Here is a 26,041-nt window from a genome sequence, read left to right as displayed (position 1 = left end):
AATATGGTTCTCTCCAGCTTACTAGTGCGTAACTCTGCCTTCAATATTGTCGGCGCGGGCTTGTTAATTGTGGCATCTACCTACGGGTTGTCGCGCTATACTTATGGCTTGTTCGTGCCCGCTATCAGGGATGATTTCAATTTAAGCCAAACGGCCGTAGGTGCGATTGGCAGTGCCTCCTATCTGGGGTACCTGCTGGCAACGTTGGTGAGTCCGCTGCTGGTTCGCCATTTTAATCCGCGTATGCCGATTATATTGGGCGGCATGACCGCAACGCTGGGTATGCTGTTGGTCGCGCTGGCGGGTAACCCGGTATGGTTAGCATTGGGGGTGACGCTTGCCGGTTGTAGCCCAGGCCTGGCGTATCCACCGCTTTCTGATGCTATCAAGCAACTCTGTCTCGCTGAAAAGCAAAGCCGCTATTACGCCATTATCAATTCCGGCACCAGTTTTGGGGTGATGGTTTCTGGCCCATTGGCCCTTATTGCGGGTCCTCAATGGCAACTGGCTTGGTTGTGCTTTGCATTTATCGCGCTGATCGCCACGCTATGGAATTTTTTTATAATGCCGGGCAATGCGCCTAACCATGAGCTCTCAAACAGAGTTAAGCCGGGCGCTTCCCAGGAGCCTATGTTTACCTTTCTGAGACGCAAGTTGAAAGATAGTTCGGTCCGACGCCTACTGCTGGGTGCGCTTCTATTCGGGCTGGTAACCTCAATCTATTGGACGTTTTCGGTTGAGTTGATCGCGGGAGAGAAAAGCCTTTCTGATACCGGCCGGGTGATCTTCTGGATTGTCGTGGGCATTGCCGGTGTGGCGGGTGGTTTGGCCGGAGAACTGGTGACTCGCTTTGGACTGACCAAGGCATTGAAGTGGGCGACGCTGGCCATAGCTGCCTCGATAGCCTTACTCACCATTGCGAGTGACGGGATACTGATGCTAACGCTATCGGCGGTTTTGTTTGGCGCTACGTTCATTCTTATTACGGCGTTATACGGTATTTGGAGTGTCAGTTGCTTTCCAGAAGCTCCGTCCACTGGCTTTGGTCTAACCTTCTTTCTTATTTCTGCAGGACAACTGATATCGCCCACCTTCGCCGGGCTTGGTGCAGAGATTTGGCAATTGACAGCGGTGTTTCAGGTCACCGCGATACTCTGTTTAGGTATCTTGTGGCTACTCCCGACCCAGGATGTATGGAGTATGTGACCAATAGCCTAAGCCCGTTACCCCAGCACCCCGTCATCTCGACGGGGTGCTGGTTTGATAGCGAGAGGCGAAGTTTAAACTTCCTGATACAGCTCACTGCCTTTATTGCGAAACTTCTCCGCCTGCTCTTCCATGCCTTTCATCACCGCTTCCTGGTCGCCGTTTAGGCCGTGTTCATTTGCATAGTCACGAACCTCCTGGCTGATCTTCATGGAGCAGAACTTCGGCCCGCACATGGAGCAGAAGTGGGCCACCTTGGCGGAATCCTTGGGCAGGGTTTCGTCGTGGTACTCACGGGCGGTATCCGGGTCTAGCCCCAGGTTGAACTGGTCTTCCCAGCGGAACTCGAAGCGCGCCTTGGAGAGGGCATTATCACGCCGCTGCGCTGCCGGGTGACCCTTGGCAAGATCCGCCGCGTGGGCGGCAATCTTGTAGGTAATGATGCCCGTTTTGACATCATCTTTGTTTGGCAGACCCAAATGCTCTTTCGGGGTGACGTAGCAGAGCATCGCGCAGCCAAACCAGCCGATCATCGCCGCCCCTATGCCAGAAGTAATGTGGTCGTAGCCGGGGGCGATATCCGTCACTAGTGGGCCAAGCGTATAGAAGGGCGCTTCGTCGCAGTACTCCAGCTGCTTGTCCATGTTCTCTTTCACCAGGTGCATGGGCACGTGGCCGGGGCCTTCGATCATCACCTGCACATCATGTTTCCAGGCGATATGGGTCAGCTCGCCGAGGGTCTTGAGCTCCGCCATTTGTGCTTCGTCGTTGGCATCGGCCACCGAGCCGGGGCGCAGGCCATCGCCTAGTGAAAACGCCACATCGTACTGCTTGCAGATCTCGCAGATCTCCTCGAAATGGGTATACAGGAAGCTCTCCTGGTGATGGTACAAACACCACTTGGCCATGATCGAGCCGCCGCGGCTGACAATGCCGGTGACCCGCTTGGCGGTGAGCGGCACATAGCGTAGCAGCACCCCTGCATGAATGGTGAAGTAGTCCACACCCTGTTCGGCCTGCTCGATCAGCGTATCGCGGAAGACTTCCCAGGTGAGGTCTTCGGCCACGCCATTAACCTTCTCCAGCGCCTGATAGATAGGCACCGTACCAATCGGCACCGGCGAGTTGCGCAGAATCCACTCGCGGGTTTCGTGGATGTTCTGCCCGGTGGAGAGATCCATAATGGTATCCGCGCCCCAGCGGATGCCCCAGGTCATCTTATCCACTTCCTCCTCAATGGAAGACGTCACCGCCGAGTTACCCAAGTTGCCGTTGATCTTGACCAGGAAGTTACGGCCAATGATCATCGGCTCACTTTCCGGGTGGTTGATGTTATTGGGAATAATCGCCCGCCCGCGGGCCACTTCTTCGCGCACGAACTCTGGGGTGATTTCCTCCGGCAAGCTGGCGCCAAAGCTTTGACCTTTATGCTGGTGGCCCAGAATCCGTTCCACCTCAGCGGTCCCCAGCGTTTGGCGACGCTGGTTTTCGCGCAGGGCAACAAACTCCATTTCCGGGGTGATAATCCCCTGGCGGGCGTAGTGCAGCTGGGTCACGTTTTGGCCCGCTTTAGCCCTGCGCGGGGTGCGGGTTAAATCAAAGCGCAGCTGGGCAAGGGTGGGGTCGTTGGCGCGGCGGTTGCCGTACTCAGACGTAAGGCCTGATAGAAATTCGGTGTCGTCCCGCGCTTCGATCCAGGCACGACGTAGCTCCGGTAAGCCACGGCGTAGATCGATCTGGGCATCGGGGTCGGTGTAAGGGCCGGAGGTGTCGTATACCAGCAGCGGCGGGTTCTCTTCATCGATGCCGGTGGTTTTGGTCGGTGACAGGGTGATTTCGCGAAACGGCACGCGAATATCCGGCTGCGAGCCTTCGATATATACCTTACGTGAGCCGGGCAGCGGCTGAATGGCGGCGGCATCGACTTCGGCGGTTTCGGCTAGAAAATGACTTGTTTTGCTCATGGGTAGGTTCCTTTTAGTTGTTAGTCATTAATGTGTGAGGTCTTCGTCTATCAGCTCTAGGCCCATCTGCCAGAAGTCGATTTCCAGGCGGGTGGCATCGCGGAAGATCTTGCTTAGTTCGGCAAAGCGGGCGGGGGTGACATCGGCAAGGCGGGCATTGAGCCATTCGAGCTCCGCCTGCATGGCGGCCTGAAACTCCTCGCCTTCGTACATGGCAATCCAGGCATCAAACGGGTTTTGCGCGCCGCGCAGGGTAGATGGCTGGGCATTCAGCCAATTGGCGATTTGGCCATAACCCACCAGGCAGGGGGCCAGCGCCACGTGCAAATCGAGCAAGTCGCCTCGGTTGCCGGTATCCAGCACGTAGCGGGTGTAGGCGAGCGTCGCTCTGGCTTCGGGAAGCTCCTCCAGTTCTTGCTCGGAAATCCCCCACTCCTGGCAAAAGCCCACGTGCAGACCCAGCTCCACATCGACAATGGCTTTTAAGCCTTCGTGGGCTTGGCGAAGATCGGCGAGGGTGGGGCTTTTGTAGGCGGCCAGCGCATAGGCGCGGGCGAAGTGGATCAAAAACAGGTAGTCCTGCTTCAGGTAGTGGCGAAACGACGCTTCAGGCAGCGTGGCGTTGCCTAGTTGACGCACAAAATCGTGCTCAATATAGGCGCGCCAATCGTCCTGGCAGGCGGTGGTGAGATCAGTAAAGCGGTAGCCCATGTTGCCTCCGGTGGTAATGATCCGGAGGGCAGGCGGGAGAGATCGAGAAAATGGCGCAGAGAGGTGGCGTGCAATCGTGAGAGCTAGCCATGGCCATCGCTTGATCCCTACGCCGGTACCCGCGCCGCTCTTAAAAAAGCTGCGCATTAGCCGGATCAGGTTCAGCGGGACCAGCGCTTGGTAGCAAAATGCACACCCTGCGCCATCTCAGCCGGATATCACCGGCACCCCGTCAAGCTGTTCGTTGATGGAGTGTAGGAGGCGGGTGGGGGAGATGCAAGGTAGGGATCTGTGAATAGTTACAAAAATCGCAAACAGAGCAAGGACATAGATTTTAGATATGATGCCAAAATTTTCTTTGCTTACGAGAAATATAAAGATGTAGTATTAATGCTGTTATATGCATAAATTTAATAAATTTGGTTTCACGAGTATTAGGGATGTTTTATGGGATTTATACCCACAGCTATAATTAAAAGAGTTGATTAAATGATCGAAGCAATAATAATAGGCCTTATTGTTACAGTGTTCGGGTCAGTTCTACTTTACGCGTTTCGTGTCCGACAACTTTATGTTGTTATACCGCGCTTGTTCTCAGTCTCCGCACTGACATCAGAAGGAAAAATCATAGAAGTCAGAGTTTTTAATAAGGGTCGCGCTACAGAAGAGGATGTTCTTGTTGCGCTTTCACCAGATCGTGATTACGAAGTTTTGGCTTCTACTGACTCAAGTTCAGCATTAGATGGTAGTTTTATTCGAATACCTAGAATTCCACCTGGAGATGATTATTCTGTCTTAATGCTAGTTGAAGGCGGTGATTTTACTAAGGATGAAATATCTACTGTTTCTTCAAAGATAACAAAAGGGAAGTTCATTGAAGGAATTGAAAATGTCCCGCAAAATACTGGGAGTATTGTGCTATTTATTGCCTTTTTTCTATCTGTTTTAGCAACTCCTGTTGTGGGGTTTGAAATGTATGATAAATGGAAAGAAGGCATAAGTGAGCGTGAGCATACGGAGCGAATGAGCTCTTTAGAGTTTTTATCAGATATCGGGTGGAATTCACTGGATAGATATGGCTATGTTGGCATCTGCTGTTGGTCAGCGCTTATCGCCGCACGAAGCCACGCTTCCTCGGCTGGCCTTGTGGTTTCAAATAACCGTCGCCATGCCAAGTAATTAGGTAAGTACGCTGTCCCCACCCCATGAAAGCGCCCCATCCACCCCTTCAAGCGGCTCATATAGCTGTTCACGTTCTGAATGTGGTATTCCTTGCCGATCACTCGCTGATTATCGAATACGATGAGTCGATGATGGGCAATGCCGTAGTCGCGAGAGAAGGTTTTATACCAGCTGTGTCCGTCAGAGCATAAAATCGAGTCGCGATCGATGATCGGCGCCAGAAACTCATGAACAGTCGATTTTTGGAGCGCCGGATCAACCAAATCACTGACCTTTCCATTACGGTCTCGCGCAATAAGCACCTGAATTTTTTGTTCTTTTTTCTTAACATTGCCTTGTCCCCCACGCTTGCGAGGTTTGCGGTGAGTAATCTGACGCTTTCCTTTGCAGGACTCCAGGAAGAAGGTTTCGTCTACCTCAATGATGCCGGATAGTGGGTTGGCATTGTCTTGAGCACTCGTTTTCAGGAAACGATGACGCCATCGGAAAGCCGTCTTCAAATCAATACCCACTCGGGCCGCTGAGGCGCGCAACGTCAAGCTGTCTCGCATGCAGCGCAGGTAGTCGAACCATTTATCTCGATGTTGCAGCTTGGCTAAGGGCTTGCCTGTAAGGGCGTTGAATGTTTTGTGACACTCGGGATTCCGGCATCGATACCGCTGTAGGCCACCGCTGCGTCCCCACTTAACAGCGTGCTCGCCGCCACAATGTGGGCATGGAAAGTGATGGCTTAAGGTATCAATCAGAGTGTCTGCCTGTGAGCTGATTTGCCCAAGAAGTCGTTCCGCTATGTATTTCTTGCACTCAACAGGAAGGCTGGAAAGTGTCCTCTCAAGGATTTTGAAGTCTGCTTGCTTCATGGCGCTCTCCACACGAAGACTACACATACAGTATTTTATACAGTATATTTAAAGCACATCAACAGAAGATGACAACATAGCCATAGATATGCACTCTCTCAACTGAGTGAAAATTATTCTCAAGGTGAGTTTCCGCTTTTTCAGAAAGAATTGATGCGAAAAGGCGATGTTTTAATCATACCCTTCACTATAACTAATAAAACTGCTGCCCCCTTGAGGGTTAGGGCTATGCCGGAGCATCCACACGATGACCGAGACCCTCGGCCATGGGAGAACTCAGTATTAGAGCTGGAATCAGTTGACCCAGGAGACAGCTCCGAACTGTTGCTGCGCGTGTTCTGGCCAGCAAATCAACGCGGAGAATTTTCCATCGACTTTCACCTAGATTCTGGAAGTGAAACTTTTATCAGGCTTTCAAAGAGTATTCAAGTTGACGCATGACAATCTCAAACACGGTGACTACTTTTACTTTGTGGTTCCGTGGTTTCCAAAATTTGCGTGTGCTGGCATTCGTGAGGTTCTAGAGAAACCTCGTTGATGCCTGAGTTTTAGTGGGTTTTGGGTGCAGCATTGCGAGCTTCATTTCTTATGAACACGATCAGAGTGCTAAGGTTGGGCGGTTTCAAGTTCCAATCGCACCACATAGGATTTTTACTCTGCGCTAGTTTATGTATTTAAGGTGGTCTGCAGCGGCTTCGGTATTGCGTTGCTCACCCCTTAACAAGGTGTTAAATCAGTAGTGATAACGCAGCTGAGCAATAAGCAAAGCGTCCTTCGTGACTTTGTAAACCATTCGTTGTTCTTCGTTGATTCGCCGAGACCAATATCCGGCGTGGCTATGTTTGAAGGGCTCTGGTTTGCCGACTCCTTGACATGCCTCTCGTTTGGTCTCTTTGATTAGCTTGTTGATCCGGTTAAGAACCTTCTTGTCAGTTTTCTGCCAGTACAGAGTGTCTTCCCATGCATTCTCGGAGAAGAGGAGCTTTATTCAAGAAGTTCCTCTTCTGACAACCACTTCGCTCCAGTTCGGTAACACTGCAATGCTCGCCATATTGATGAAGCGTTTTAGGCTCTGAGTCGATGACCGAAGCGCCTCTACTTTCCCGGTAGAAGTGCTTTTTGTAACAAAAGTTTACATATCGTAACCCGATCTTCCTTGTTGTCGAACAGTGTTTTTCCTATGTTTGATACGTGTGAATCAAACGACGGTCACATTGCGTGAATCACGGCAGGATAGCCTTTCAATACCATGACGATTCATAGAATCGTTCATACCAAGTCGTCACAAGGAGAATACACGTGAAACTCAGAACCCTTCTTACCGCCTCGTTTGCCTCTACCGCTCTGCTCGCTGCGGCACCGTCGGCATTCGCCGCACCCAATGCAGATGGACTCTATCTGGGCATCGGTACCGGTTTCAGCTCGCTGGAGAACGACGACGACGAAGTCGGCGATTTCATCTCCGATGGCGCCGAAGACTTTGATCTGGATGATGACGAAGACAACGTCTTTAAAGGTTTCGTCGGCTACGAACTCAATCCTTACTTTGCTACCGAAATTTTCTATGCCGATCTTGGTCGTACGCGCCTGAAGGGTAACAGTGACGCCAATACCGATTTGGAATCAAACGCCTACGGGGTGAGTCTGGTCGGTCAATTGCCCATCACCTCCTGGTTTACCGCCTTCGCTAAGGCCGGTGTGGCCAAGTGGGAAACCGACGTCGACGGTAACCTTGGCGGTGCTAGCGTTGACCTTGAAGATCAGGACGGTACCGATCCGGTCTACGGTGTCGGCGCGCAGTTCAACTTCGACCCCTTCCTGGTCCGTACCGAATACGAGCGCTACGACTTCGACAGCGACTATCAGATCGACACCTTTACCGCGTCAGCCGGTTTCCGCTTCTAACCGTCAATTTTTTTACCATGTGCGATAGCAGTGCCAGGGCGAGCCCCGGCGCTGCTGTTTTATCTCGTGCAATCCTTGCATACTTCCAGGTGGCACGCCGCCAGCGTTGCTAAGGCGCTTTCCTCAGCTCGCACCGGTGTTACCCGGCAATCTATTATTAAGGTTCGGTTGGTTGGGCGTTTTCAGATAGAAGCTGCTAACAAGCCGCTTAATGGAAACGCAGCAAGCGGAACACATTAGCGTTATTACAAGATACGGGAGCAGGTGATGCCAGGAGTGGAAATCCTGTAAGCGACCAGTGAAGATTCGGCTTTGATCCCTAAGTTTGTCGTGGAGCTGGCAACTTATGAAAAAGCAGAACATGAAATATTAGCGACCGTCGCGGATATAGAAAGTGCTTTATTTGGCGGTAATACGACGTCAAGGCTGTTATCTGTTATTTCAGTAACGAACCTATTAGCTTTGCCGTTTGATGCGAAAAACCAATGCATGGCAGCCTTTACCCATCCATGTCAAAATTAAGGGATAAACGAACGAGAGGTTTCACCATGAATCTTCAAAGCATTGAAGACGAGGCGCTTCATCTCCCTAAAGAGCAGCGGGCCCAGTTGATACAGCGATTGGTTCTTAGCCTGGAATCTCCATCAGATGAAGAGCTTAGGTCTGACTGGTTGCTTGAGGCTCGTCGAAGAGCAGAAGAGCTCGATAGTGGCGCGGTTCAAGCTGTGTCCGGTGATGAAGTCATGAAAAAGGCTCGAGCGCTCATTAAATGAAATAGGCCTTTCACCCGGCAGCGGAAGCAGAGTTTCTGGAATCAGTCGGTTACTATGAATCGAAGCTTCAAGGCTTGGGTAATGCCTTGATTAAGGAATTTGAGGCTCTTGCCGAATTGATTGGCGAGTCACCAAAAGGCTGGCAGGTCGAATTAGAGCCAGACATTCGCAGAGCCCCGCTTCACCGATTTCCGCTATCCATCGTATATCGAGAACAACCACGCGTTTTTCAAATACTAGCCGTTGCCCATGACCGAAGACGGCCGCAGTACTGGCTTAACAGGCTCGAATAGACACAGGCACCCAAATGGCATTTTTTACCAGCTTTGCCTCCAGCACCGATGCGGCTACGTTACCGCTTGGCCTCGATACTTTTCCAGACCACCCCAATCAGCGCGATCGCCAACACAGCGAACAGCACGGCGCCGCCCGTCGAGTCCAGCGCTTGCAACGTTAGGCCAGAAACTACCAGCCAGAGCGCGGGAATGATGACGGCGATCCAGAGGGCGAAACCCCGGAGCATGATTAGCATCAGGCCCAGCGTGGTAACCGCCGTGGGGTCGGCGTGTATGCCGAACACTTCTGCCTGGTACCAGGAACCGCCGCTCAGCGGCGCTATCAGCGGCATTAATATCAGGCCGAAAAGTGTGATGGCTGTGCCTATAGCAACCGGTGGGTTTGTTGCATGTGGTTCGTTATCCACTCCCCATCCCGTTAGCGCCATCAATACTAGCAGCACGGCTTGAGTGATGAAAGCGTAGCCAACATAGCCCCCCGCCCAGTTGAGTTCTGCATAGCGCTGAAAGAAAAACGCGACGGCGACGAAGGCCCAGAGAGGGGCGGCTAGCAGGCAGGCGAGTCGCGTGCGGTGTTTCAGCGCCAGTACAAGAGCGGCAGCGCCCAGGGCTAGGGTCAGCAGATGCAGGGGCCAGAAGGTTTCGCCCATGCGCTCCAGCAGGCGAAAGTAAACCTCCGCCGTGAAGGGGATAAAGTCCTGAAGCTGGTAGCTTGTCCACTCGTTCATAATGACTCGATATAAGCGGTCATCCGCTGCCGGGCGTCGGGTGAGGGCATGGGGGAGTGGCCAGCACGCATATTCTCGCGCAGGTGCTCGACCTGGGTGGTGGCGGGTATCGCGCAAGTTATCGCCGGGTAGCTGACGATGAACTTCAGCAGAAAGTCCGCCCAGGTTGTGCAGCCGCATTCCTCGTTCACCCACTCGGGCAATGGCGCGTCACGCCGCTTGAGGTGCTTGATCAGGCTGCCGCCATCGTATGGCCGGTTGGCGATCACGCCGATGCCCTGCTCCTCTGCCAGGGGCAGTAGCCTGTTTTCGGCCTCGCGGTGGGTGATGTTGTAGGTGAGCTGAACGAAGTCGATATCCTCTGACGTCATGATCTGCTCGATCTCGCGGTGGCGGCGCCCGTGGGAGGTAGTGATGCCCACATGGCGGATGATGCCTTCGGCTTTCATCTCCTGGAGCGCGGAGAGGTGCTCGCGCCAGTCGGTTAGATTGTGCACCTGCACTAGATCAAAATGCTCCACTTTCCAGCGGTCTTTCAGCTCGGCTACCTGCTCGCGGGCGGAGCCACCGGCGGGGCTCCAGACCTTCTCTGCGGCAAACAGGCTCTCGGGCGTGCCCAACTGCTCCAGGGCATAGCCCATCATGTCCGGCGCCGAGCCATACATGGGCGAAGAGTCGATCAGGCCGCCGCCATGCTCGAAAAATGCCTTGACCACCTCGGTACGCGCATCGAGCAGCTGTGGGTCGCTACCAACGTTGAAGGTGCGCCAGGTGCCCATGCCGATAACGGGTAGCGTTTTGTCCGTGTCCGCAAAGGCCTTCTGGCGCATCCCGTCTTTGTTGGCAAGAAGCGATGCGGTTGGGAGTGTCACGGCAGCGAGCGTGGCGCCGATGAGCGTAAGGCTTTGTCTGCGCGTGATGCGATGCTTCATAGCGGTCGCTCTTTCAGGTTTTTTTGAATCGGAACCGTGGCAGCCAACACCAGTACAAAGCATGTCAGCACAAATACCTTATTCACAAACCAGTTGGTACGCCAGATCGACCACTCAGGGTCGGCAAGAAAACGGGCGAACAGGGTGCAGATGATAAGGATTTCAATGACCGACATGCCCACCGCCAATGCGCGCGTATAGCGAGGCCGTTCGAGCAGCGCCCAGCCGAGCCAGACGTGCGCCAGTGGCCATAGATCCCAATAGATATACCGCGCCCAGGGCTCGCCGTAGGCCAGCGCGTAACCCACGGGAAACAGGTATTTGATGAACAAGCGTCCACGCCGCGAGGATAAACAGCAGGTGGGCGAGGAAGCTGATCCAGGCATTTGGTTGTGGGGCGGGCAGTGACATGACAGCGCTCCTGTCCTGGGCCTTTAATGGCGCGTCCTCACACCATCTGCAAAGACTGCTTGCGCGTTGGGCGAGGATAAGCGGCATCAATTTGTGCCAGGTCCTCTTCGTCGAGCCTGACCTTATCTGCATCAAAGTTCTGTTTGAGGTGGTCCAGGTTCACGGCTTTGGGAATAGCGATCACACCGGGGTGGCGCAGTGCCCAGGCGAGGGCGACTTGCGCGGGAGTGGCGGTGTGTTTGTCGGCGATGCGTTGCAGGGCGGCGTCATGCAGTAGCTCGCCGCCTTGCCCGATGGGGCAGTAGGCCATAAGCGGCATGTTGTGTTGTGCTTGCCAGGGCAGTAGGTCGTATTCAATGCCGCGTGCTTCGGGGTTGTAGAGCACCTGATTGGTGGCGCAAGCGGGCGCGTCGAGCTCGGCTAGGTCGTTAGTGTCGAAGTTCGATACGCCCCAGCGCAGGATCTTACCCTGTTCGCGCAGCCGCTCAAAAGCTTCCACTGTTTCGCTCAGCGGGTACTGGCCGCGCCAGTGCAGCAGGTAGAGGTCGATCGTATCGGTACCCAATCGGCGCAGGCTGCGCTCGCAGGCGGCTTGAACACCCTCTTTGCTGGCGTTATGGGGGTAGACCTTGCTGACCAGATACACCTCATCGCGCCGGTCACGGATCGCTTGGCCAACAATCTCTTCAGCGCCGCCCTCGGCATACATCTCTGCGGTATCGATCAGCGTCATGCCCAAATCCAAACCTTCACGCAGTGCCCTGACCTCAGCCTGCCGCTGTCCGGCATCCTCGCCCATGTGCCAAGTACCCTGGCCTATACGGGGTACGCTGTCTCCGCCTAGCTCAATCGTCTGCATATTGCTCTCTCTATAGTATTAGGCATCAATGTGGCTCCCCAAGGTTCAAATATCGCTTCAGAAAAATGACGTTGGAGGTACGCTTTTACCGTCTGATGCGTAAAATCAATGCATGGCAGGCGCAGTCGACTTCCATTCCGGCTGCGCTTTCTTAAGCTCCTCTGGTAATCTAAGTTATTGGTAGCCTAGCAGTAATGGATAAGGCTTTGACAATGACACTGGGAATGACTTGATGAACCATCCGCAACCTAATAACCCTTTGCATGGTTTAAGCCTCGAAACGATATTAACTCGCTTGTTCGAGCGTTACGGCTGGGCTGGCTTATACGAAGAAATCAACATCAACTGCTTCTACAGTGATCCTTCCATCAAATCCTCGTTGAAATTTTTACGTAAAACACAATGGGCGCGAGATAAAGTTGAAGCGCTGTATATTAAGACGTTTGCCGATTAATGCGGCAATATTGATCCATGAGAAGAAATCGAGGGCTCCGCGTTTTCAGCGAAATTGCAAAAGGCTGAAGGAGGTTACGGTCATGTGGAATAAGGCACTATAAATCGCGCGATCCAAACCAAGCACAGTCCGTTGTTGAAGGGGTGCTTGGCGAATCAATTGTCGTTATTTAGCGGGTAAATGTCATGTCGAAGAAAGTAGTCATGTTTGAATACGAGAAAGAAACCAAAAACAGCGTGCGCTATAAGGAAGTGCCTGATGCAGGAACGGCGCCTATTGTGGGCACGCTGTATGTTCAGAAATGGTTTGCTGGTGACAGCAAGTCTATTGAGGTAACGATAGATAAAAAAGACTAGCTGGCTGGCCATTTTTTAATATCGTTACTGCTGTTAACTATTTGAAAAATTAGTGATTCTTTTTCAGCGCTAAATAATGCTCTATGCCTGAGATCTGGTCTTCCGCGTGGTGGTTGACATAGAGCACGGTGGTTTCTGAACCTTGGCAGATTTTTTCGATCAGGGCGAGAACGAGTTGGCGGTTGATGTCGTCCAGACCAAGACAAGGCTCGTCTAGAATCAGCAGGGGCGGATGTTTAACCATGGCGCGGGCAATGAGCAGCAGGCGCTGGTCGCCGTATGAGAGCTTGTTAAACGGCTGGTCGGCGCGGTCTTGCATGCCGAGTAGTTCGAGCCACTGGTCGGCAATTTTTTTCTGGCTGTCGGTGGACTTGGTGTACATACCGATACTGTCGTAGAAGCCAGAAATAATCACGTTTTTGCAGCTGGTGCTAACCCGGTATTCCCACTGCAGGTTAGTGGAGACATAGCCGATAAACTGTTTAATCTGCCAGATGCTTTCGCCGTTACCGCGCTGGAAACCAAACACGAAAATATCGTTGGTATAGCACTGCGGATGGTCACCGGTGATCAACGATAAAACGCAGGTTTTGCCGCTACCGTTAGGTCCACTTAGCTGCCAATGCTGGCCCCGTTCTATCGTCCAATCGAGCTTATCGACAATCACCATGTCGCCGTACTGGATGGTCGCTTGGGTTAATTTGACTAATGGCTGGCTCGGGTCGAGAGCGGGTAGCTTATTGGTGGGGTCGGCCTCCGGCACGCTTAGGTCGGTGGTTTTTAAATGCAGTAATTGGTAGAGCTCGTTGAAGGCGGCGTCATCTTGACGGTCTACCGTGAGCTTCAGGCGGCCTTTGTCTCCACGCTGTTTAACCGAACGGTCTTTATCCCCACGCTCTTTATCCTCACGTTCTTTATCTAAATAGGCCGCATGGGTGATGAAGTCCGGCATTTCATCAAAGCGGTTCAGCACCATGACCATGGGAACTGCGTCGATAATAGAGGCTAGGTGTGCTTGCAGCATCTTGAGCGTGTCGGCATCTAACCCATCGAAGGGCTCGTCTAAAATAAGTAAATCAGGCTTGTTGGCCAGTGCGCGAATCAGCATGACTTTACGGGTTTCGCCGGTGGAAAGTTTGCGAAACGCGCGATCGAGCAGTGTGCCTAGGCCAAATTTTTCGACCAAGGATTGGGCAAGTTCAGTGTCTTGGCAATGATCGAAAATCATTTCACTGACGGGTGTGCCGAGTGAAATGACGTCCATAATGTCGGCGTCGTCTTTCTTCAGCTCTTGGGCGATGAGCTCCGCCTGGACTTCAAAAGAGACAATTTCCACGTTGTTGGGAAGGCCTTGAATGCTCCCACTCTTAATGTCACCAATGCCCGCTAGCGCAGCTGCTAGGGCAGATTTACCCGCGCCGTTGGGGCCAGTGATAACCCAGTGTTGTTCTGGCGTAATGGTCCAATCAATCTCGCTTAGCGTGAAACGATCATCAAAGCTGACCGTCGCTTTTGATAGGCGGATATGGTTTTGGTGAATATCGTCTAGGCGGGTTAACGAATCCATTACTCTCTTCCTTACGTTGTTCTAGGAACAAAAAAGCCGAGCATATCGTGATGATATCTCGGCTTTTTTTGGCGGCCTAGGTGTTGAAGACCTGAACGTCTATCGGTTAATCAGGCGATTAAACGATTTTTTTCATGTCAGCCATGTAGCCACGAAGAACCGAGCCAACGGCTTCTACGGGGTGTGAACGAAGGGCGGTGTTAACTTCGATCAGACGTGCGTTATCAACGCCGTTGTCGTCTAGCGAAAGCCCTTTACCGATCACGTCGGATTTGATGCCTTTCATAAAGTCTGCCAACAGCGGCACGCAGGCGTGGTTGTAAAGGTAGCAACCGTATTCCGCGGTATCCGAGATAGTCGCGTTCATTTCGTACAACTTCTTACGTGCGATGGTGTTCGCGATGAGCGGTGTTTCGTGCAGCGACTCGTAGTAAGCCGATTCAGCGATGATGCCCGCTGCTGTCATGGTTTCGAAAGCAAGCTCAACGCCAGCTTTCACCATCGCCACCATCAAAATACCGTTGTCGAAGAACTCTTGTTCAGTGATTTCGACATCGCCAGCGGGTGTTTTCTCGAAGTTGGTTTCAGCGGTTTCGGCGCGCCATTTGTGAAGGTTAGCGTCATCGTTCGCCCAGTCTTCCATCATTGTCTTAGAGAAGTGGCCGCTCATGATGTCGTCTTGGTGCTTGTTGTACAGCGGACGCATGATCTCTTTTAACTCTTCAGAAAGATCGAACGCTTTGATCTTCGCTGGGTTAGAAAGACGGTCTAGCATGTTCGTTACGCCGCCGTACTTCAGCGCTTCGGTGACTGTTTCCCAGCCGTATTGAATCAAACGTGAGGCGTAGCCCGGGTCGATACCTTCTTCGATCATCTTGTCGAAGCACAGCAGTGAGCCCGTTTGCAGCATGCCGCACAGGATCGTTTGCTCACCCATCAGGTCGGATTTCACTTCCGCGATGAAAGAGGACATCAGCACGCCCGCTTTGTGGCCGCCAGTACCTACCGCGTAGGCTTTTGCCAGCGCAAGGCCTTCGCCTTTTGGGTCGTTGTCTTCGTGAACAGCGATCAAGGTGGGAACGCCGAAACCACGCACGTATTCAGCGCGAACTTCAGAGCCTGGACACTTCGGTGCCACCATGATGACGGTTAAGTCGTCGCGAACTTTCATGCCTTCTTCTACGATGTTGAAACCGTGAGAGTAAGACAGGCAGGCGCCTTCCTTCATCAGCGGCATCACCGTGTTCACTACCGAGGTGTGCTGCTTATCGGGGGTGAGGTTCAACACAACGTCTGCAGTGGGGATCAGTTCTTCGTAAGTACCTACCACAAAACCGTTTTCAGAAGCATTTTTCCAGGACTGGCGCTTTTGCTCAATGGCTTCCGGGCGCAGTGCGTAAGAAACGTCCAGGCCGCTGTCGCGTAGGTTCAAACCTTGGTTAAGGCCTTGTGCGCCACAGCCGATAACCACCATTTTTTTGCCTTTCAGCGCTTCGACGCCGTCAGCAAACTCAGCGGTGTGCATGAAGCGGCATTGCGCTAGCTGAGCCAATTGCTCGCGTAGCGGTAAGGTATTGAAATAGTTAGCCATCGTTAGCATCCTAATTTTATGATCAATGTGTCGATGTAAGGTACACCGATATTAAAAAGGGTGACACCGTCGCTAGGGGTGAGCGCTAGCGCTATGTCTTTAAGAGCATGTCTTTAAGAGCATGTGAGTAGGGCTAATGTATACAAGTACGACTCTTTCTTAAATTGATATATTTGCAATAACACGTCCCATTATTAGCAACGGTCGGTTAGTATTCGGATATCGCCATGAGCGCAAACGCGGAGTGCCATCTTTTGTATGAATATTAAACTTTTAAAGCAATTCCTCGCCTTGGCAGAAACGCTGCATTTCGGGCGCGCCAGCGATGAGTGTCATATCAGCATTTCTGCGCTGTCGCGCAATATTCGTCATTTAGAAGACGAGCTGGGTGTGCCGTTGTTTAATCGCGACAATCGAACCGTGGCGTTGACCCAGGAAGGCCAGAAATTTCTTAAATACGCGCGTGATACCAGCAGCCAGTGGAACTTGATCCGCCATGAGTTAACCGACAACGCTGATCAATTAAGCGGTGAAATCAGCTTGTACGGTTCCGTCACCGCTAGCTATAGCTTTTTATACGAGCTGCTGCGCCGTTTTCGTATTGCCTATCCTGCGATTGAAATAAAGCTGCGCACGGGGGACCCGGAACACGCGATTGCGCATGTGCTGGATGGTAAAGAAGACCTCAGCATTGCGGCACGCCCCGCCAACCTACCTCGCGGGTTAGCCTTTAAGCCCATTGCGACGTCGCCTTTGTTATTTATTGCGCCGCTTGAGCAGCAAGTGCCGAACGTTCCCACGACTTCGCCAACCGCATCGGAAGAGTGGGCGAGTATCCCAATGATCTTATCGGAGAGCGGTGTCTCAAGAGCGCGTGTAGACGAATGGTTTCGCCAACGCGATATTGCCCCGCGCATTTATGCACAGGTCACGGGTAATGAGGCGATTGTGAGTATGGTGAGCTTGGGCTTCGGCATTGGTGTGGTGCCAAAAATTGTGCTCGATAACAGCCCATTGGTGGATCGTATTCGGGTGCTCGACGTGACGCCGGAGCTGGAACCCTACGATATTGGCTTGTTTACGTTGAAGAAAAACTTAAAAAATCCGCTGGTCGATGCTTTTTGGAGCTTGATGTAGGCCTATAAGTCACGGCAGTCCTTTGCCGCACTTATTTCCCCTACTACTTGCTCATCTATGAATAGCTATGTCACACCAGCTCACGCTTATCACGTCGTGCAATGCGGATGTCTTTGACGGTGGCGATGCCGATGATCGCGAATATGGCGAGTGATATTAACGGCCAGATCAGTACGTATAACGCCAAGATAAAGGTTTGCATGGGCTTTCCTATTGTCTGGCTGGTGCGCTTGGCGCACCAGCGGATGAAGTGACTCGAACGTAACGCCGGGCTTAGCCTTGTGTAGCAGGCTTGGCCGGATCGTAGTTGATCACTTTCTGATCGATCTGCGAGAAGTCGAACTTGCTCGAACTCATCAGGCTGACCGCGATGCAGACGATGGTGCTGACGCCGTAGGCCATTAAGGAGGCCAGTAGCACCGTGTAGTCCCGCAGGAATCCGACGCAGAAGTAGGCCAGCACGATGGCGCAGAGTGTGCCGAAGACCAAGCCAACCCGGCGTCCACAGAACCCGAAGGCCATTAAACCGAGCACTACACCACCGCCGACGGCGGCGAGTAGTTCAAACAGCCCCGCAGTGACGCCAATCATCGGTACTAGCTCGAATCGTGCGACGCAGAACATCACCAAGCCCGCGATTACCGCAGAGGTGAAGGCCTTGTTGGTCACGCGATCCCAGAAGCAGCTGGCGATGACCGGGAACACAATCGCGCCCCAAAGAGCACCAACAAAGACCAGCATGATCAGAATATCCATCGAGAAGCTGGCGAGAATCACCCCAATCAGCGTCGCAACGATCATGGTCAGTCGGCCGATAAACAGCATCTTGGTCGGGTCGGGTTTGTTTTTGGCGATATTCTTGCCGTAAACATCGGCCATCACAATCGCCGACATGGCGGAGAGATCCGAGTCAGCGGTAGAGGAGAGCGAACCGATTACCAGGATAAAGAACAGCCCGATAAACACCGGCGAGAGGTACATAGAAACCATCTGCGGGATCAGGTTGTTCATGTCGCCATCAATCGGCTCCATGCCGGTCATCAGTGCCATCAAACCAATCATGCCAAGGCCAATCACGATCGCACCGTAACCAATGGTTGCGGTGATAAAGGTCGGTTTGATGTGGTCTTCACGCACGGCAAATAGCCGCTGTGAGATAGTCTGGTTGCCAATCGCGTAAGCCAGCACCGCCACAAAGAAGGGCGCGCCTTGATTGAGGATCGCATCCATCGAGAACAGGTTGGCTTGCTCTGGGGTAAGGAGACTCATGCCATCTGACAGCGTTTCCGGGCCGCCGAGGGCGAACATCACCGCTGGAATAATTAGAATGGCCACGGCCATCATCGCCATTAGCTGGGCGAAATCCGTCAGCACCGAGGCGCGGAAACCTGACCACAGCGTATAGGAGAGCACCCCAACCCCGGCAATCACTACACCGGCCTGGAACGAGAGGGGCGAAAGCACCGAGACCAGCGCGCCGGAAGCCGTAAAGTTCACCATCAGACTGATGATGCTGCCCAGAATGTTGGAGGAGGCGAGAATTAACTGGCTGGAAGAGCCATGGCGGGCGTGGATCAGCTCACCGAGGGTGTGGGCGTTGGGCGCCAGTTTGCGAAAGCGACGGCCAAAGGGGTAGATGAACAGAATCATCAATGCGCCCCACAGCCCGTAATGCAAAGGGCCGGAAATGCCGTAGGTGTAACCTGAAGTGGCCGCGCCGTAGAACGAGGCCGCCCAGATCCAAGTGGCGGTCATACTGGCAGCGCCAAGGCCAAAGCCAATCTGGTGGTTGGACACCATAAAGGCGTCGGTATTTTCCTTTTTCTTTTTAATCAGCAGGGTGAGCAGGTAAGTGCCGCCGTAAAAAGCCGCTAGCAAAGCGAGGACAGTCAGGGTCGAGAACTGATAAAAACTTTCTTCGTTCATGGAATACCCATAGGCTTAGCAGCCTTAGCATCCTTCATCACAACCAGAGTTCCATTACGGAGAGGCGTCAGAGGACGTAAGCAAAAACAGAACATCTTTCTAGGTATGTCTGTAGCGAGATGAGACTGCGGTTGGCAGTCTGGTCGTGCAATTTCCGGCGTTGGAGACGCCGTGGTAAGGGGGCCGAATTGACGCACACAGTGAACTGCAACAAAGCGCTGGGAGGATCGATCCGGTTAGCTACCCTACTCCCTTAAGCATGAACAGTACAGGTTGTTGCCCTAATGGGTAGGGGGGATAGAGAGGTCGGGATGGGCGGAGATTACGCCCTAAATGCTCGAAAAGTGTTTATGCCTGGGCATCGAAAGCTCAGTATTACGTGCAAAGATTCAAAAAAACGCCGTATGTTCTGCCAGTACCGCTAAGCCAATGCCAATCAGCACCACACCGCCGATAAGCTCTGCCCAGTGACCAACAAACTTGCCAAGCTTATTGCCCAGTAATGTGCCCATAAAGGCCATTACCGTGGTTGCGAGGCCGATAGCCAAGCTGGTGGTGATGATACTGACATCGATAAACGCAAGGCTGGCGCCCACGGCCATGGCATCAATACTGGTCGCCGTGGCGGTTAACACTAATAACCAGAGTGTTTGTTTGCGCTGTTCTATCTTGTCGTCTTTTTTGAGCCCGGTATACATCATATGTAGGCCAATAATGGAAAGTAGCGTAAAGGCCACCCAGTGATCCCAGGCCTGCACATACTGCTGCGATGCCTTACCCGCCGCCCAGCCAAGTACTGGTGTTATTGCTTCAATCACGCCAAATACCAAACCAATACCGATAGCATGCCGGAAACGGGGCTTTTGCAGCTCGGCGCCTTTGCTGATAGAGGCCGCAAAGGCGTCTGCCGACATGGAAACGGCCAGGAATAGCAGGGTGATAGGCGTCATGAAATATGAACTCGCTCGCTGAAAAAGTACCGGGTATATAAACCTAAAAACATGGCAATAAAAAGCCATGTCTGAGTGTAAATATAGGGTGATTAATAGCGACGAATGCTAGCATGCTTTAATGTTTAAATAAGTAGGCTAGTTAAAAAATAAAGTTTGTAGATACGAACTAATATAGCCGAGGCTAACAATGTGTGTGTTAGCTTACTTTGTTGGGATTTTAATGTTTAATGATTTTTAGCGTTTTTTTTACCTTTTAAAAGTGGTGTTGTTGAGTGATTTGAAACTAAGGGTTAACGGTTTAAATATTTAACAATGCCTGCTTAAAAGATTGGCATCTAGGCGGGCTGTGATAACGCGTGTGCCCCTCGTAACTGGCTAACGTCAGCGCGAGGTGGCGCGCCAAACATGCGGCTATATTCGCGGCTGAAGTGGGAAGGGCTTTCGTAACCCACACGATAGCTGGCGGTGGCCGCTTCCAGCCCCTCGGCGAGCATTAGCCGCCGGGCTTCATGCAAGCGAAGCTTCTTCTGGTACTGCAGGGGCGACATGCGAGTGACTTGACGGAAACTGTGATAAAGCGTCGATTCGCTCATATTGGCTGCATCTGCCAGCTCACGGATCTTAAGCGGCTGGGCATAGTGCTCTTTAAGCGTGTAGATAACCTGCGCAATTCGATTAGCCTGGGAGTCCGAGGCGGCAAACCGGCGCATATGTGGCCCCAATGCGCCCATTAACGCCCGGTAGATCAGCTCCCGCCGGGCCAAGGGTGAAAGCACCTTAATATCTTCCGGGGAGTCGAGCAGGCTTAATAAGCGAAAGAGCGCGCCCTGCATACGAGCATCCATAGGGGCCGACCTTAATCCGCAGTCCATCTCGGGGCAAATAGCATCATTCCCCCCAAGCGGTGCCTTATCACCCAGTTCCAGTATTAGCCCCGCTACCTGCTGAGGATCCACAGAGACTTTTACCGCCAGGAAGGGTTTTTCTGAGGAGGCATGGTCAATCCTGCCTACCACTGGTAAGTGAACGGCGCTCGCCATGTAGCTGGGCCCGGTGTAGACGATCTCCTTGTCACCCAGTAACACGGTCTTGCTGCCCTGAATGACAAAGCACAGGCACGGTTCATAGACGGCGCAGTGAAAACTGGAAGGGGCATCAGTGCGCACCAGTTGAACTTCGGCAATCGCCGTGTCCTGAAGTGCTTCCAGGGGCGACCAGCGGCGGACGACTTGGCTCAGTTGCTGCGGCAGGCTGTCGCTGAAATGGGTGATCTGTTCAGGTGCGATAACGGTCACGGGCTCTCCTCCTTAACAGTTTGCAGTATATGCCCTCGCTTGAGGAATCGAAGGATTTTCGGCTGGTTTTGCAGAATCAGGCAAGCACCCCGTAGAAACCGACAATTCGCGCTAAGTGTCATCACCTTGTCATCGTGCCTATGCACCGAAATAGGTCGTTATCCCGCCTCACCCTCTTATTTACGTTTTCACTCGCCACGACAGAATTAGGCAATCTTCCCGCAGGAACCTGATACCTCAAATGCGTTCGCGTCGCCTATGGTGAGTAACGTCTGATTGACAGTAAGGCACTGCTCAATCATGCCAGCCCATTCAGTCCTCCTGTTAACAATAAATGACTGTCGATTCTGACGTTGTTTAAACGACTAGTTAATCGTCAACCGCCTGCGCGGTGCGCAATGTACAACGAACGTTGCTATCGGTTTTCGGTAGCCATTGGAGCAAGTAAGCATGGGAAGTCTGTCTCAAAGAACCCGCTTTGTAAGCAGCCGGGCAGTGATTCTGTTCCTGCTACTAACGGCCTTGTTGACCGGGTGCGAGGCCAAGAGTGAGGAGGCAGCAGCGCCTTCGTCACCGCCGCCGCCGGAAGTCGACGTCGCGGAAATCATCGCTCAGCCGGTGGTGTTGAGCGAGTCGTTTACCGGGCGGGTGGAAGCGGCTGAAACGGTCGAGTTAAGAGCCCGGGTTAGCGGTTATATCCAGGAAGTGGCATTTGAAGAGGGCGAACTGGTCGAGCAGGGGGATCTGCTGTTTCTGGTCGATCCGCGTCCCTACCAGGCCCGTGTTAGCGCCGCCGAGGCGGATCTTGCCCAGGCCAGGAGCCAGCTGGCTCAAGCTGGCAGCGAAGCTGAGCGCGCCCGGGTGTTGCTGGGGCGTCAGGCCATTTCTCAGGAAGTACATGATCAGCGTCAGTCGGCGCTAAACAACGCACGCGCCATGGTGGATGCCGCCCAAGCGGCGTTAGATACCGCCGAGCTAGACCTTGAGTATACCCGCATTACCGCACCGGTCAGTGGCCGTGCCGGCCGGGCAATGGTGACCCGCGGCAACCTGGCCAGTGCCGATCAGAGCCTGCTGACCACGCTGGTAAGCATTGATCCGGTACACGTTTACTTTGAAGCGGATGAGCAGGCCGCGTTTGCCAGCCAGACCCTATTAACCGTTGACGCGCCGAATAACCTGACAATCGAGCTGGGCGGCGACCCGCAGCGGCAGTACACGGGCACCCTGGACTTTATCGACAACCGCTTGAACCCCAATACGGGCACCCTGCAATTCCGGGCGGTGCTGGCTAACCCGGATGGTCGCATTCGGCCTGGAGAGTTTGCCCGGGTCGAAATGCCGGTTGCGCGTTTAGAGCAAGCATTACTGGTGGATCGTAAGGCAGTGCTGACCAACCAGGATCGCCGCTACGTCTATGTCGTCAATGAGAATAACCTGGCAGAGCAGCGCCAGGTCACCACGGGGCGGCAGGTGGCAGAACGAACAGTCATCACCGACGGGCTTCAAACGGGTGATCGAGTGATCGTCAATGGCGTGCAAAAAGTGTTCTTCCCCGGAATGGAAGTGAGCCCGCAAAGCGTAGCAGCAGCCCCGGCGGCTGATGCCCCTATTTCTGACGACCAGCCCACCATTGCGGCCAGGGAGGAGTAAACCGCCATGAATTTCTCCCGTTTCTTCGTTGACCGACCGATTTTTGCGGCGGTGCTGTCGATCATTATTCTTGCAGTGGGGCTGATCTCTATTCCCAACCTGCCCATCAGCGAGTACCCGGATGTCGTGCCGCCCTCCGTGGTGGTGAGAACGGTTTACCCCGGCGCCAACCCGAAGGAGATTGCCGAGACCGTCGCCACGCCACTGGAAGAAGCCATCAATGGCGTTGAGGACATGATGTACCTCAAGTCTGTGGCGGGTTCTGATGGCGTGCTGCAGATGACCGTCACCTTCCGTCCCGGTACCGATGCTGAACAAGCGGCCGTTCGCGTACAGAACCGCGTTAGCCAGGCAGAGGCTCGGTTGCCGGAAGCCGTGCGTCGTCAAGGTGTCACTACCCAGAAGCAGTCGCCGACGTTTCTGATGGTCGTTCACCTAACCTCGCCCAGCGGTGAATATGACACCCTTTATTTGCGCAACTATGTGCGGCTGAATGTCCGCGACCGTCTCGCCCGGCTCGAAGGCATTGGCGATGCGCAAATCTTCGGTGGGGGGGATTACGCCATGCGAGCATGGCTGGATCCTGATCGTATCGCTGCCCGCGGCCTGACAGCCAGCGATGTAGTGGGAGCTATGCGAGAGCAGAATGTCCAGGTGTCCGCCGGGCAGTTGGGGGCCGAACCCATCGCGGATAGCGATTTTCTCACTTTGATTAACGCCCGTGGGCGGCTTGAAACGGTGGAGGAGTTTGGTGATATCGTGCTGAGCCGCGGCGACAGCGGCGAGATACTCAGGCTTGCGGATGTGGCCCGGCTGGAAATGGGCGCCGGGGACTATACGCTACGCTCGCAGTTGGACGGCAACAACGCGGTGGGGGTGGGAATATTCCAGGCACCGGGTGCCAATGCGCTGGATATCCAAGAGCAGGTGATTGCCACCATGGACGAGTTGTCGGAGCAGTTCCCTGAAGGCGTTGAGTACGAAGCCGTCTACGACACCACTATCTTTGTTAATGACTCTATAAAGTCAGTGATAGCCACTCTACTGGAAGCCGTGCTGCTGGTGGTGTTGGTGGTCACGCTGTTCCTGCAGACCTGGCGTGCCTCCATCATCCCATTGCTTGCGGTACCGGTCTCGGTGATCGGCACCTTTGGCGCGCTCTACCTGCTGGGTTACTCCATTAACACGCTGACCCTGTTTGGTCTGGTGCTCGCTATCGGTATCGTGGTGGATGACGCCATCGTGGTGGTGGAAAACGTGGAGCGTAATATTGAGGAGGGCTTAAAGCCCCAGGCTGCCGCTCATCAGGCTATGCGGGAAGTCTCCGGGCCTATTATCGCTGTGGGGCTGGTGCTGTGTGCGGTGTTTATTCCCATGGCTTTCCTGTCGGGGGTGACCGGTCAATTCTATAGCCAGTTCGCGGTGACGATTGCCATCTCCACGGTGATCTCCACCATTAACTCCCTGACCCTCTCGCCCGCGCTGGCCGCAATGCTGCTCAAGCCGCATAACGCGCCCAAAGATCGCCTCACCCGCGTGATCGATACGCTATTCGGCTGGATATTCCGCCCCTTCAACCGTTTCTTTAACGCCAGTTCCCACAAGTACCAGGGCGGTGTGGCCCGCTCCCTGAAGCATCGGGGTGCCGTGTTTGTGGTCTACGCGCTGTTGCTGCTGGGTACCGGCGTGATGTTCAAGGCGGTACCGCCTGGCTTTATTCCAGTGCAGGACAAGCTTTATCTGATCGCGGGCGTGATTCTGCCGGAAGGCGCGTCGCTGGAGAGAACCGACCAGATGCTTCAGGACGTGGTGGACATCGCCATGGAGACCGAAGGGGTGGAGCACGCCATTGCCTTTCCTGGCCTGAACGCGCTGCAGTTCACCAATACTTCCAATACCGGGGTGGCCTTTCTTACCCTCAGCGCCTTTGGTGAGCGCAGCCTGAGTGCTGCGGAGATAAATGCTCGAATCAATCAAGGCATTGGCGGCTTAAAAGAGGGGTTTGCATTCTCCTTCATGCCACCGCCGATTCTGGGGCTAGGCAATGGGTCGGGCTTCCAGCTGTTCATCGAGGATCGCGGCAATCTTGGCTACGGGGCGCTGCAGCAGGCGGTTAACCAACTCCAGGGCGCGATTGCGCAAACGCCAGGGATGGGCTTTCCGATCAGCAGTTATCAATCCAACGTGCCGCAGCTGGATGCCGAGGTGGATCGGCTGAGGGCTAAAGCCCAAGGTGTCCCGTTGACCGAACTGTTCGACACCCTGCAAACCTACCTTGGCTCGACCTATGTGAATGACTTCAACCGCTTTGGCCGCACCTGGCAGGTGATCGCCCAGGCGGACGCCCCCTACCGGAGCAGCGTGGAAGACATCGCCCGCCTGCGCACCCGTAATGACCAGGGGGAGATGGTGCCCATCGGTACGATGGTGGATATCCGGCAAACCTTCGGCCCGGACCCGGTGCTGCGCTACAACGGCTATCCCGCGGCGGACCTGGCTGGCGAATTTGACCCCCGCGTGCTCTCTTCCGCCCAGGCGATGGACGCCATCAACGCGTTGGCGGAAGAGGTACTGCCGCCGGGCATGGCATTGGAGTGGACCGACCTGAGCTATCAGCAGTCCACCCAGGGTAATGCGGCGCTGGTGGTCTTCCCGCTGTCGATCCTGCTGGTATTTCTGGTATTGGCAGCCCTCTACGAGAGCTGGACGCTACCGCTGGCGGTGATTCTGATCGTGCCCATGTCGATGCTCGCGGCGTTGATCGGCGTCTGGTTTGGCGGGGGTGACAACAACATCTTCGTGCAGGTGGGGTTAGTGGTGCTGATTGGCCTGGCCTGTAAGAACGCCATCCTGATCGTGGAATTCGCCCGCGAGCTGGAACTGCAGGGCAAGGGTGTGGTGGAAGCAGCCCTGGAAGCCTGCCGACTGCGTCTGCGGCCGATCATAATGACCTCGATCGCCTTCACGGCAGCGGTGTTGCCTTCGGTAATCGCTACCGGCGCAGGTGCCGAGGTACGGGCAGCGCTGGGTACGGCGGTGTTTGCCGGCATGATTGGGGTGACACTGTTTGGCTTGTTCCTCACCCCGGTGTTCTACGTGGCGCTGAGAAAGCTGGCTGGCCCTTTGACCAGTCATCACGCTTCGACACTGCACAGTGAAGGGGACGCTAACCGAAAAGAACTGCCTGCCTAACGTTGGCTATCGTTAGCGGTAGGTTGAAATGTCGTGGTAGATTGAAAATGAATGCGTAAGCCCCGCAGAAAAATGCGGGGCTTACGCTGG

Annotated in this window: 24 protein-coding genes and 1 riboswitch; of the genes, 10 read left to right on the top strand and 14 right to left on the bottom strand. The window is 53.8% G+C overall.

Going from position 1 to position 26,041, the window contains the following annotated elements; all coding sequences use genetic code 11:
* The first annotated feature begins 3 nt into the window (after positions 1 to 3).
* Positions 4 to 1,206, top strand: a complete 1,203-nt coding sequence (locus KO116_RS16280) for an MFS transporter (protein WP_052703785.1) — start codon at positions 4 to 6, stop codon at positions 1,204 to 1,206.
* Between the two features lie 74 nt (positions 1,207 to 1,280).
* Here the strand turns inward: KO116_RS16280 and thiC are convergent, their stop codons facing one another.
* Together thiC and tenA are read right to left on the bottom strand one after the other, a co-directional pair.
* The gene (gene thiC, locus KO116_RS16275) at positions 1,281 to 3,170 is read right to left on the bottom strand and encodes a phosphomethylpyrimidine synthase ThiC (protein WP_035559380.1); all 1,890 of its coding nucleotides are present in this window, start codon (positions 3,168 to 3,170) and stop codon (positions 1,281 to 1,283) included.
* Between the two features lie 27 nt (positions 3,171 to 3,197).
* Positions 3,198 to 3,881 carry a thiaminase II gene (gene tenA / locus KO116_RS16270; RefSeq protein ID WP_035559383.1) on the bottom strand — a complete coding sequence of 228 codons (684 nt, stop codon included), beginning with the start codon at positions 3,879 to 3,881 and terminating at the stop codon, positions 3,198 to 3,200.
* 87 nt (positions 3,882 to 3,968) lie between these two features.
* Positions 3,969 to 4,123: riboswitch (TPP riboswitch) on the bottom strand.
* Positions 4,124 to 4,370: 247 nt separating this feature from the next.
* On the opposite strand from tenA, the gene KO116_RS25110 reads away from it, so the two are divergent.
* Positions 4,371 to 5,060 (top strand): hypothetical protein, encoded by a 690-nt coding sequence (locus KO116_RS25110; protein ID WP_144408606.1) that lies wholly within the window; start codon positions 4,371 to 4,373, stop codon positions 5,058 to 5,060.
* Here the strand turns inward: KO116_RS25110 and KO116_RS16265 are convergent.
* A complete protein-coding gene (locus KO116_RS16265) occupies positions 4,961 to 5,923 on the bottom strand; it encodes an IS1595 family transposase (RefSeq protein ID WP_035559386.1) in 963 nt (320 codons plus the stop codon). The two genes, KO116_RS25110 and KO116_RS16265, sit on opposite strands and share 100 nt — an antisense overlap.
* Positions 5,924 to 6,656: 733 nt before the next feature.
* Positions 6,657 to 6,911, bottom strand: coding sequence for a Txe/YoeB family addiction module toxin (locus KO116_RS24715; RefSeq protein WP_082072687.1), 255 nt, complete (start codon positions 6,909 to 6,911; stop codon positions 6,657 to 6,659).
* Positions 6,912 to 7,222: 311 nt separating this feature from the next.
* On the opposite strand from KO116_RS24715, the gene KO116_RS16260 reads away from it, so the two are divergent.
* From KO116_RS16260 to KO116_RS16255, 3 genes are all read left to right on the top strand, one after another.
* The gene (locus tag KO116_RS16260; protein ID WP_035559389.1) at positions 7,223 to 7,828 is read left to right on the top strand and encodes an outer membrane beta-barrel protein; all 606 of its coding nucleotides are present in this window, start codon (positions 7,223 to 7,225) and stop codon (positions 7,826 to 7,828) included.
* 312 nt (positions 7,829 to 8,140) lie between these two features.
* The gene (locus tag KO116_RS25100) at positions 8,141 to 8,350 is read left to right on the top strand and encodes a hypothetical protein (RefSeq protein WP_144408605.1); all 210 of its coding nucleotides are present in this window, start codon (positions 8,141 to 8,143) and stop codon (positions 8,348 to 8,350) included.
* 26 nt (positions 8,351 to 8,376) lie between these two features.
* Positions 8,377 to 8,601, top strand: coding sequence for an addiction module protein (locus KO116_RS16255; protein ID WP_035559392.1), 225 nt, complete (start codon positions 8,377 to 8,379; stop codon positions 8,599 to 8,601).
* A gap of 352 nt (positions 8,602 to 8,953) precedes the next feature.
* On the opposite strand, the gene KO116_RS16250 is transcribed toward KO116_RS16255, so the two are convergent.
* From KO116_RS16250 to KO116_RS16235, 4 genes are all read right to left on the bottom strand, one after another.
* Positions 8,954 to 9,625: a DUF6064 family protein gene (locus KO116_RS16250; RefSeq protein WP_035559395.1), complete on the bottom strand. Its 672-nt coding sequence runs from the start codon at positions 9,623 to 9,625 to the stop codon at positions 8,954 to 8,956.
* A complete protein-coding gene (locus KO116_RS16245; protein WP_235272404.1) occupies positions 9,622 to 10,497 on the bottom strand; it encodes an aldo/keto reductase in 876 nt (291 codons plus the stop codon). The genes KO116_RS16250 and KO116_RS16245 overlap by 4 nt, the downstream gene beginning before the upstream one ends.
* Positions 10,498 to 10,553: 56 nt before the next feature.
* The gene (locus tag KO116_RS16240) at positions 10,554 to 10,889 is read right to left on the bottom strand and encodes a hypothetical protein (RefSeq protein WP_200897105.1); all 336 of its coding nucleotides are present in this window, start codon (positions 10,887 to 10,889) and stop codon (positions 10,554 to 10,556) included.
* Positions 10,890 to 11,005: 116 nt separating this feature from the next.
* Positions 11,006 to 11,827, bottom strand: coding sequence for an aldo/keto reductase (locus KO116_RS16235; RefSeq protein WP_035559401.1), 822 nt, complete (start codon positions 11,825 to 11,827; stop codon positions 11,006 to 11,008).
* 232 nt (positions 11,828 to 12,059) lie between these two features.
* Here KO116_RS16235 and KO116_RS16230 point away from each other — a divergent pair, with 232 nt between their 5' ends.
* Together KO116_RS16230 and KO116_RS25490 are read left to right on the top strand one after the other, a co-directional pair.
* Positions 12,060 to 12,281 (top strand): VF530 family DNA-binding protein, encoded by a 222-nt coding sequence (locus tag KO116_RS16230; RefSeq protein WP_035559405.1) that lies wholly within the window; start codon positions 12,060 to 12,062, stop codon positions 12,279 to 12,281.
* A gap of 185 nt (positions 12,282 to 12,466) precedes the next feature.
* Entirely contained in the window at positions 12,467 to 12,637 is a 171-nt protein-coding gene (locus KO116_RS25490) for a hypothetical protein (RefSeq protein WP_179915763.1), read from the top strand.
* 49 nt (positions 12,638 to 12,686) lie between these two features.
* On the opposite strand, the gene modF is transcribed toward KO116_RS25490, so the two are convergent.
* Together modF and ilvC are read right to left on the bottom strand one after the other, a co-directional pair.
* Positions 12,687 to 14,204, bottom strand: a complete 1,518-nt coding sequence (modF, locus tag KO116_RS16225) for a molybdate ABC transporter ATP-binding protein ModF (RefSeq protein ID WP_035559407.1) — start codon at positions 14,202 to 14,204, stop codon at positions 12,687 to 12,689.
* A 118-nt stretch (positions 14,205 to 14,322) separates the two neighbouring features.
* A complete protein-coding gene (gene ilvC / locus KO116_RS16220; RefSeq protein WP_035559410.1) occupies positions 14,323 to 15,795 on the bottom strand; it encodes a ketol-acid reductoisomerase in 1,473 nt (490 codons plus the stop codon).
* A 258-nt stretch (positions 15,796 to 16,053) separates the two neighbouring features.
* Between ilvC and ilvY the strand changes: the two genes are divergently transcribed.
* Positions 16,054 to 16,932 carry an HTH-type transcriptional activator IlvY gene (ilvY, locus tag KO116_RS16215; RefSeq protein WP_035559413.1) on the top strand — a complete coding sequence of 293 codons (879 nt, stop codon included), beginning with the start codon at positions 16,054 to 16,056 and terminating at the stop codon, positions 16,930 to 16,932.
* A 70-nt stretch (positions 16,933 to 17,002) separates the two neighbouring features.
* Here the strand turns inward: ilvY and KO116_RS25870 are convergent, their stop codons facing one another.
* The 4 genes from KO116_RS25870 to KO116_RS16200 form a co-directional block, all read right to left on the bottom strand.
* Positions 17,003 to 17,134: a putative transporter small subunit gene (locus KO116_RS25870; protein ID WP_235272403.1), complete on the bottom strand. Its 132-nt coding sequence runs from the start codon at positions 17,132 to 17,134 to the stop codon at positions 17,003 to 17,005.
* Between the two features lie 71 nt (positions 17,135 to 17,205).
* Positions 17,206 to 18,858 (bottom strand): sodium:solute symporter family protein, encoded by a 1,653-nt coding sequence (locus tag KO116_RS16210; protein WP_035559415.1) that lies wholly within the window; start codon positions 18,856 to 18,858, stop codon positions 17,206 to 17,208.
* Between the two features lie 389 nt (positions 18,859 to 19,247).
* The gene (locus KO116_RS16205; protein ID WP_035559419.1) at positions 19,248 to 19,808 is read right to left on the bottom strand and encodes a manganese efflux pump MntP; all 561 of its coding nucleotides are present in this window, start codon (positions 19,806 to 19,808) and stop codon (positions 19,248 to 19,250) included.
* A 338-nt stretch (positions 19,809 to 20,146) separates the two neighbouring features.
* On the bottom strand, positions 20,147 to 21,106 hold the full coding sequence (locus KO116_RS16200; protein WP_035559422.1) for an AraC family transcriptional regulator: 960 nt from the start codon (positions 21,104 to 21,106) through the stop codon (positions 20,147 to 20,149).
* A gap of 450 nt (positions 21,107 to 21,556) precedes the next feature.
* On the opposite strand from KO116_RS16200, the gene KO116_RS16195 reads away from it, so the two are divergent.
* Positions 21,557 to 22,759 (top strand): efflux RND transporter periplasmic adaptor subunit, encoded by a 1,203-nt coding sequence (locus tag KO116_RS16195; protein WP_035559426.1) that lies wholly within the window; start codon positions 21,557 to 21,559, stop codon positions 22,757 to 22,759.
* Positions 22,760 to 22,765: 6 nt separating this feature from the next.
* A complete protein-coding gene (locus KO116_RS16190) occupies positions 22,766 to 25,951 on the top strand; it encodes an efflux RND transporter permease subunit (RefSeq protein ID WP_035559428.1) in 3,186 nt (1,061 codons plus the stop codon).
* The last annotated feature ends 90 nt before the right edge of the window (positions 25,952 to 26,041 follow it).

The organism is Halomonas sp. KO116, from assembly GCF_000734975.2.
Classification (GTDB): Bacteria; Pseudomonadota; Gammaproteobacteria; order Pseudomonadales; family Halomonadaceae; genus Vreelandella; species Vreelandella glaciei.
This window is presented reverse-complemented; position numbering and strand designations above follow the sequence as displayed.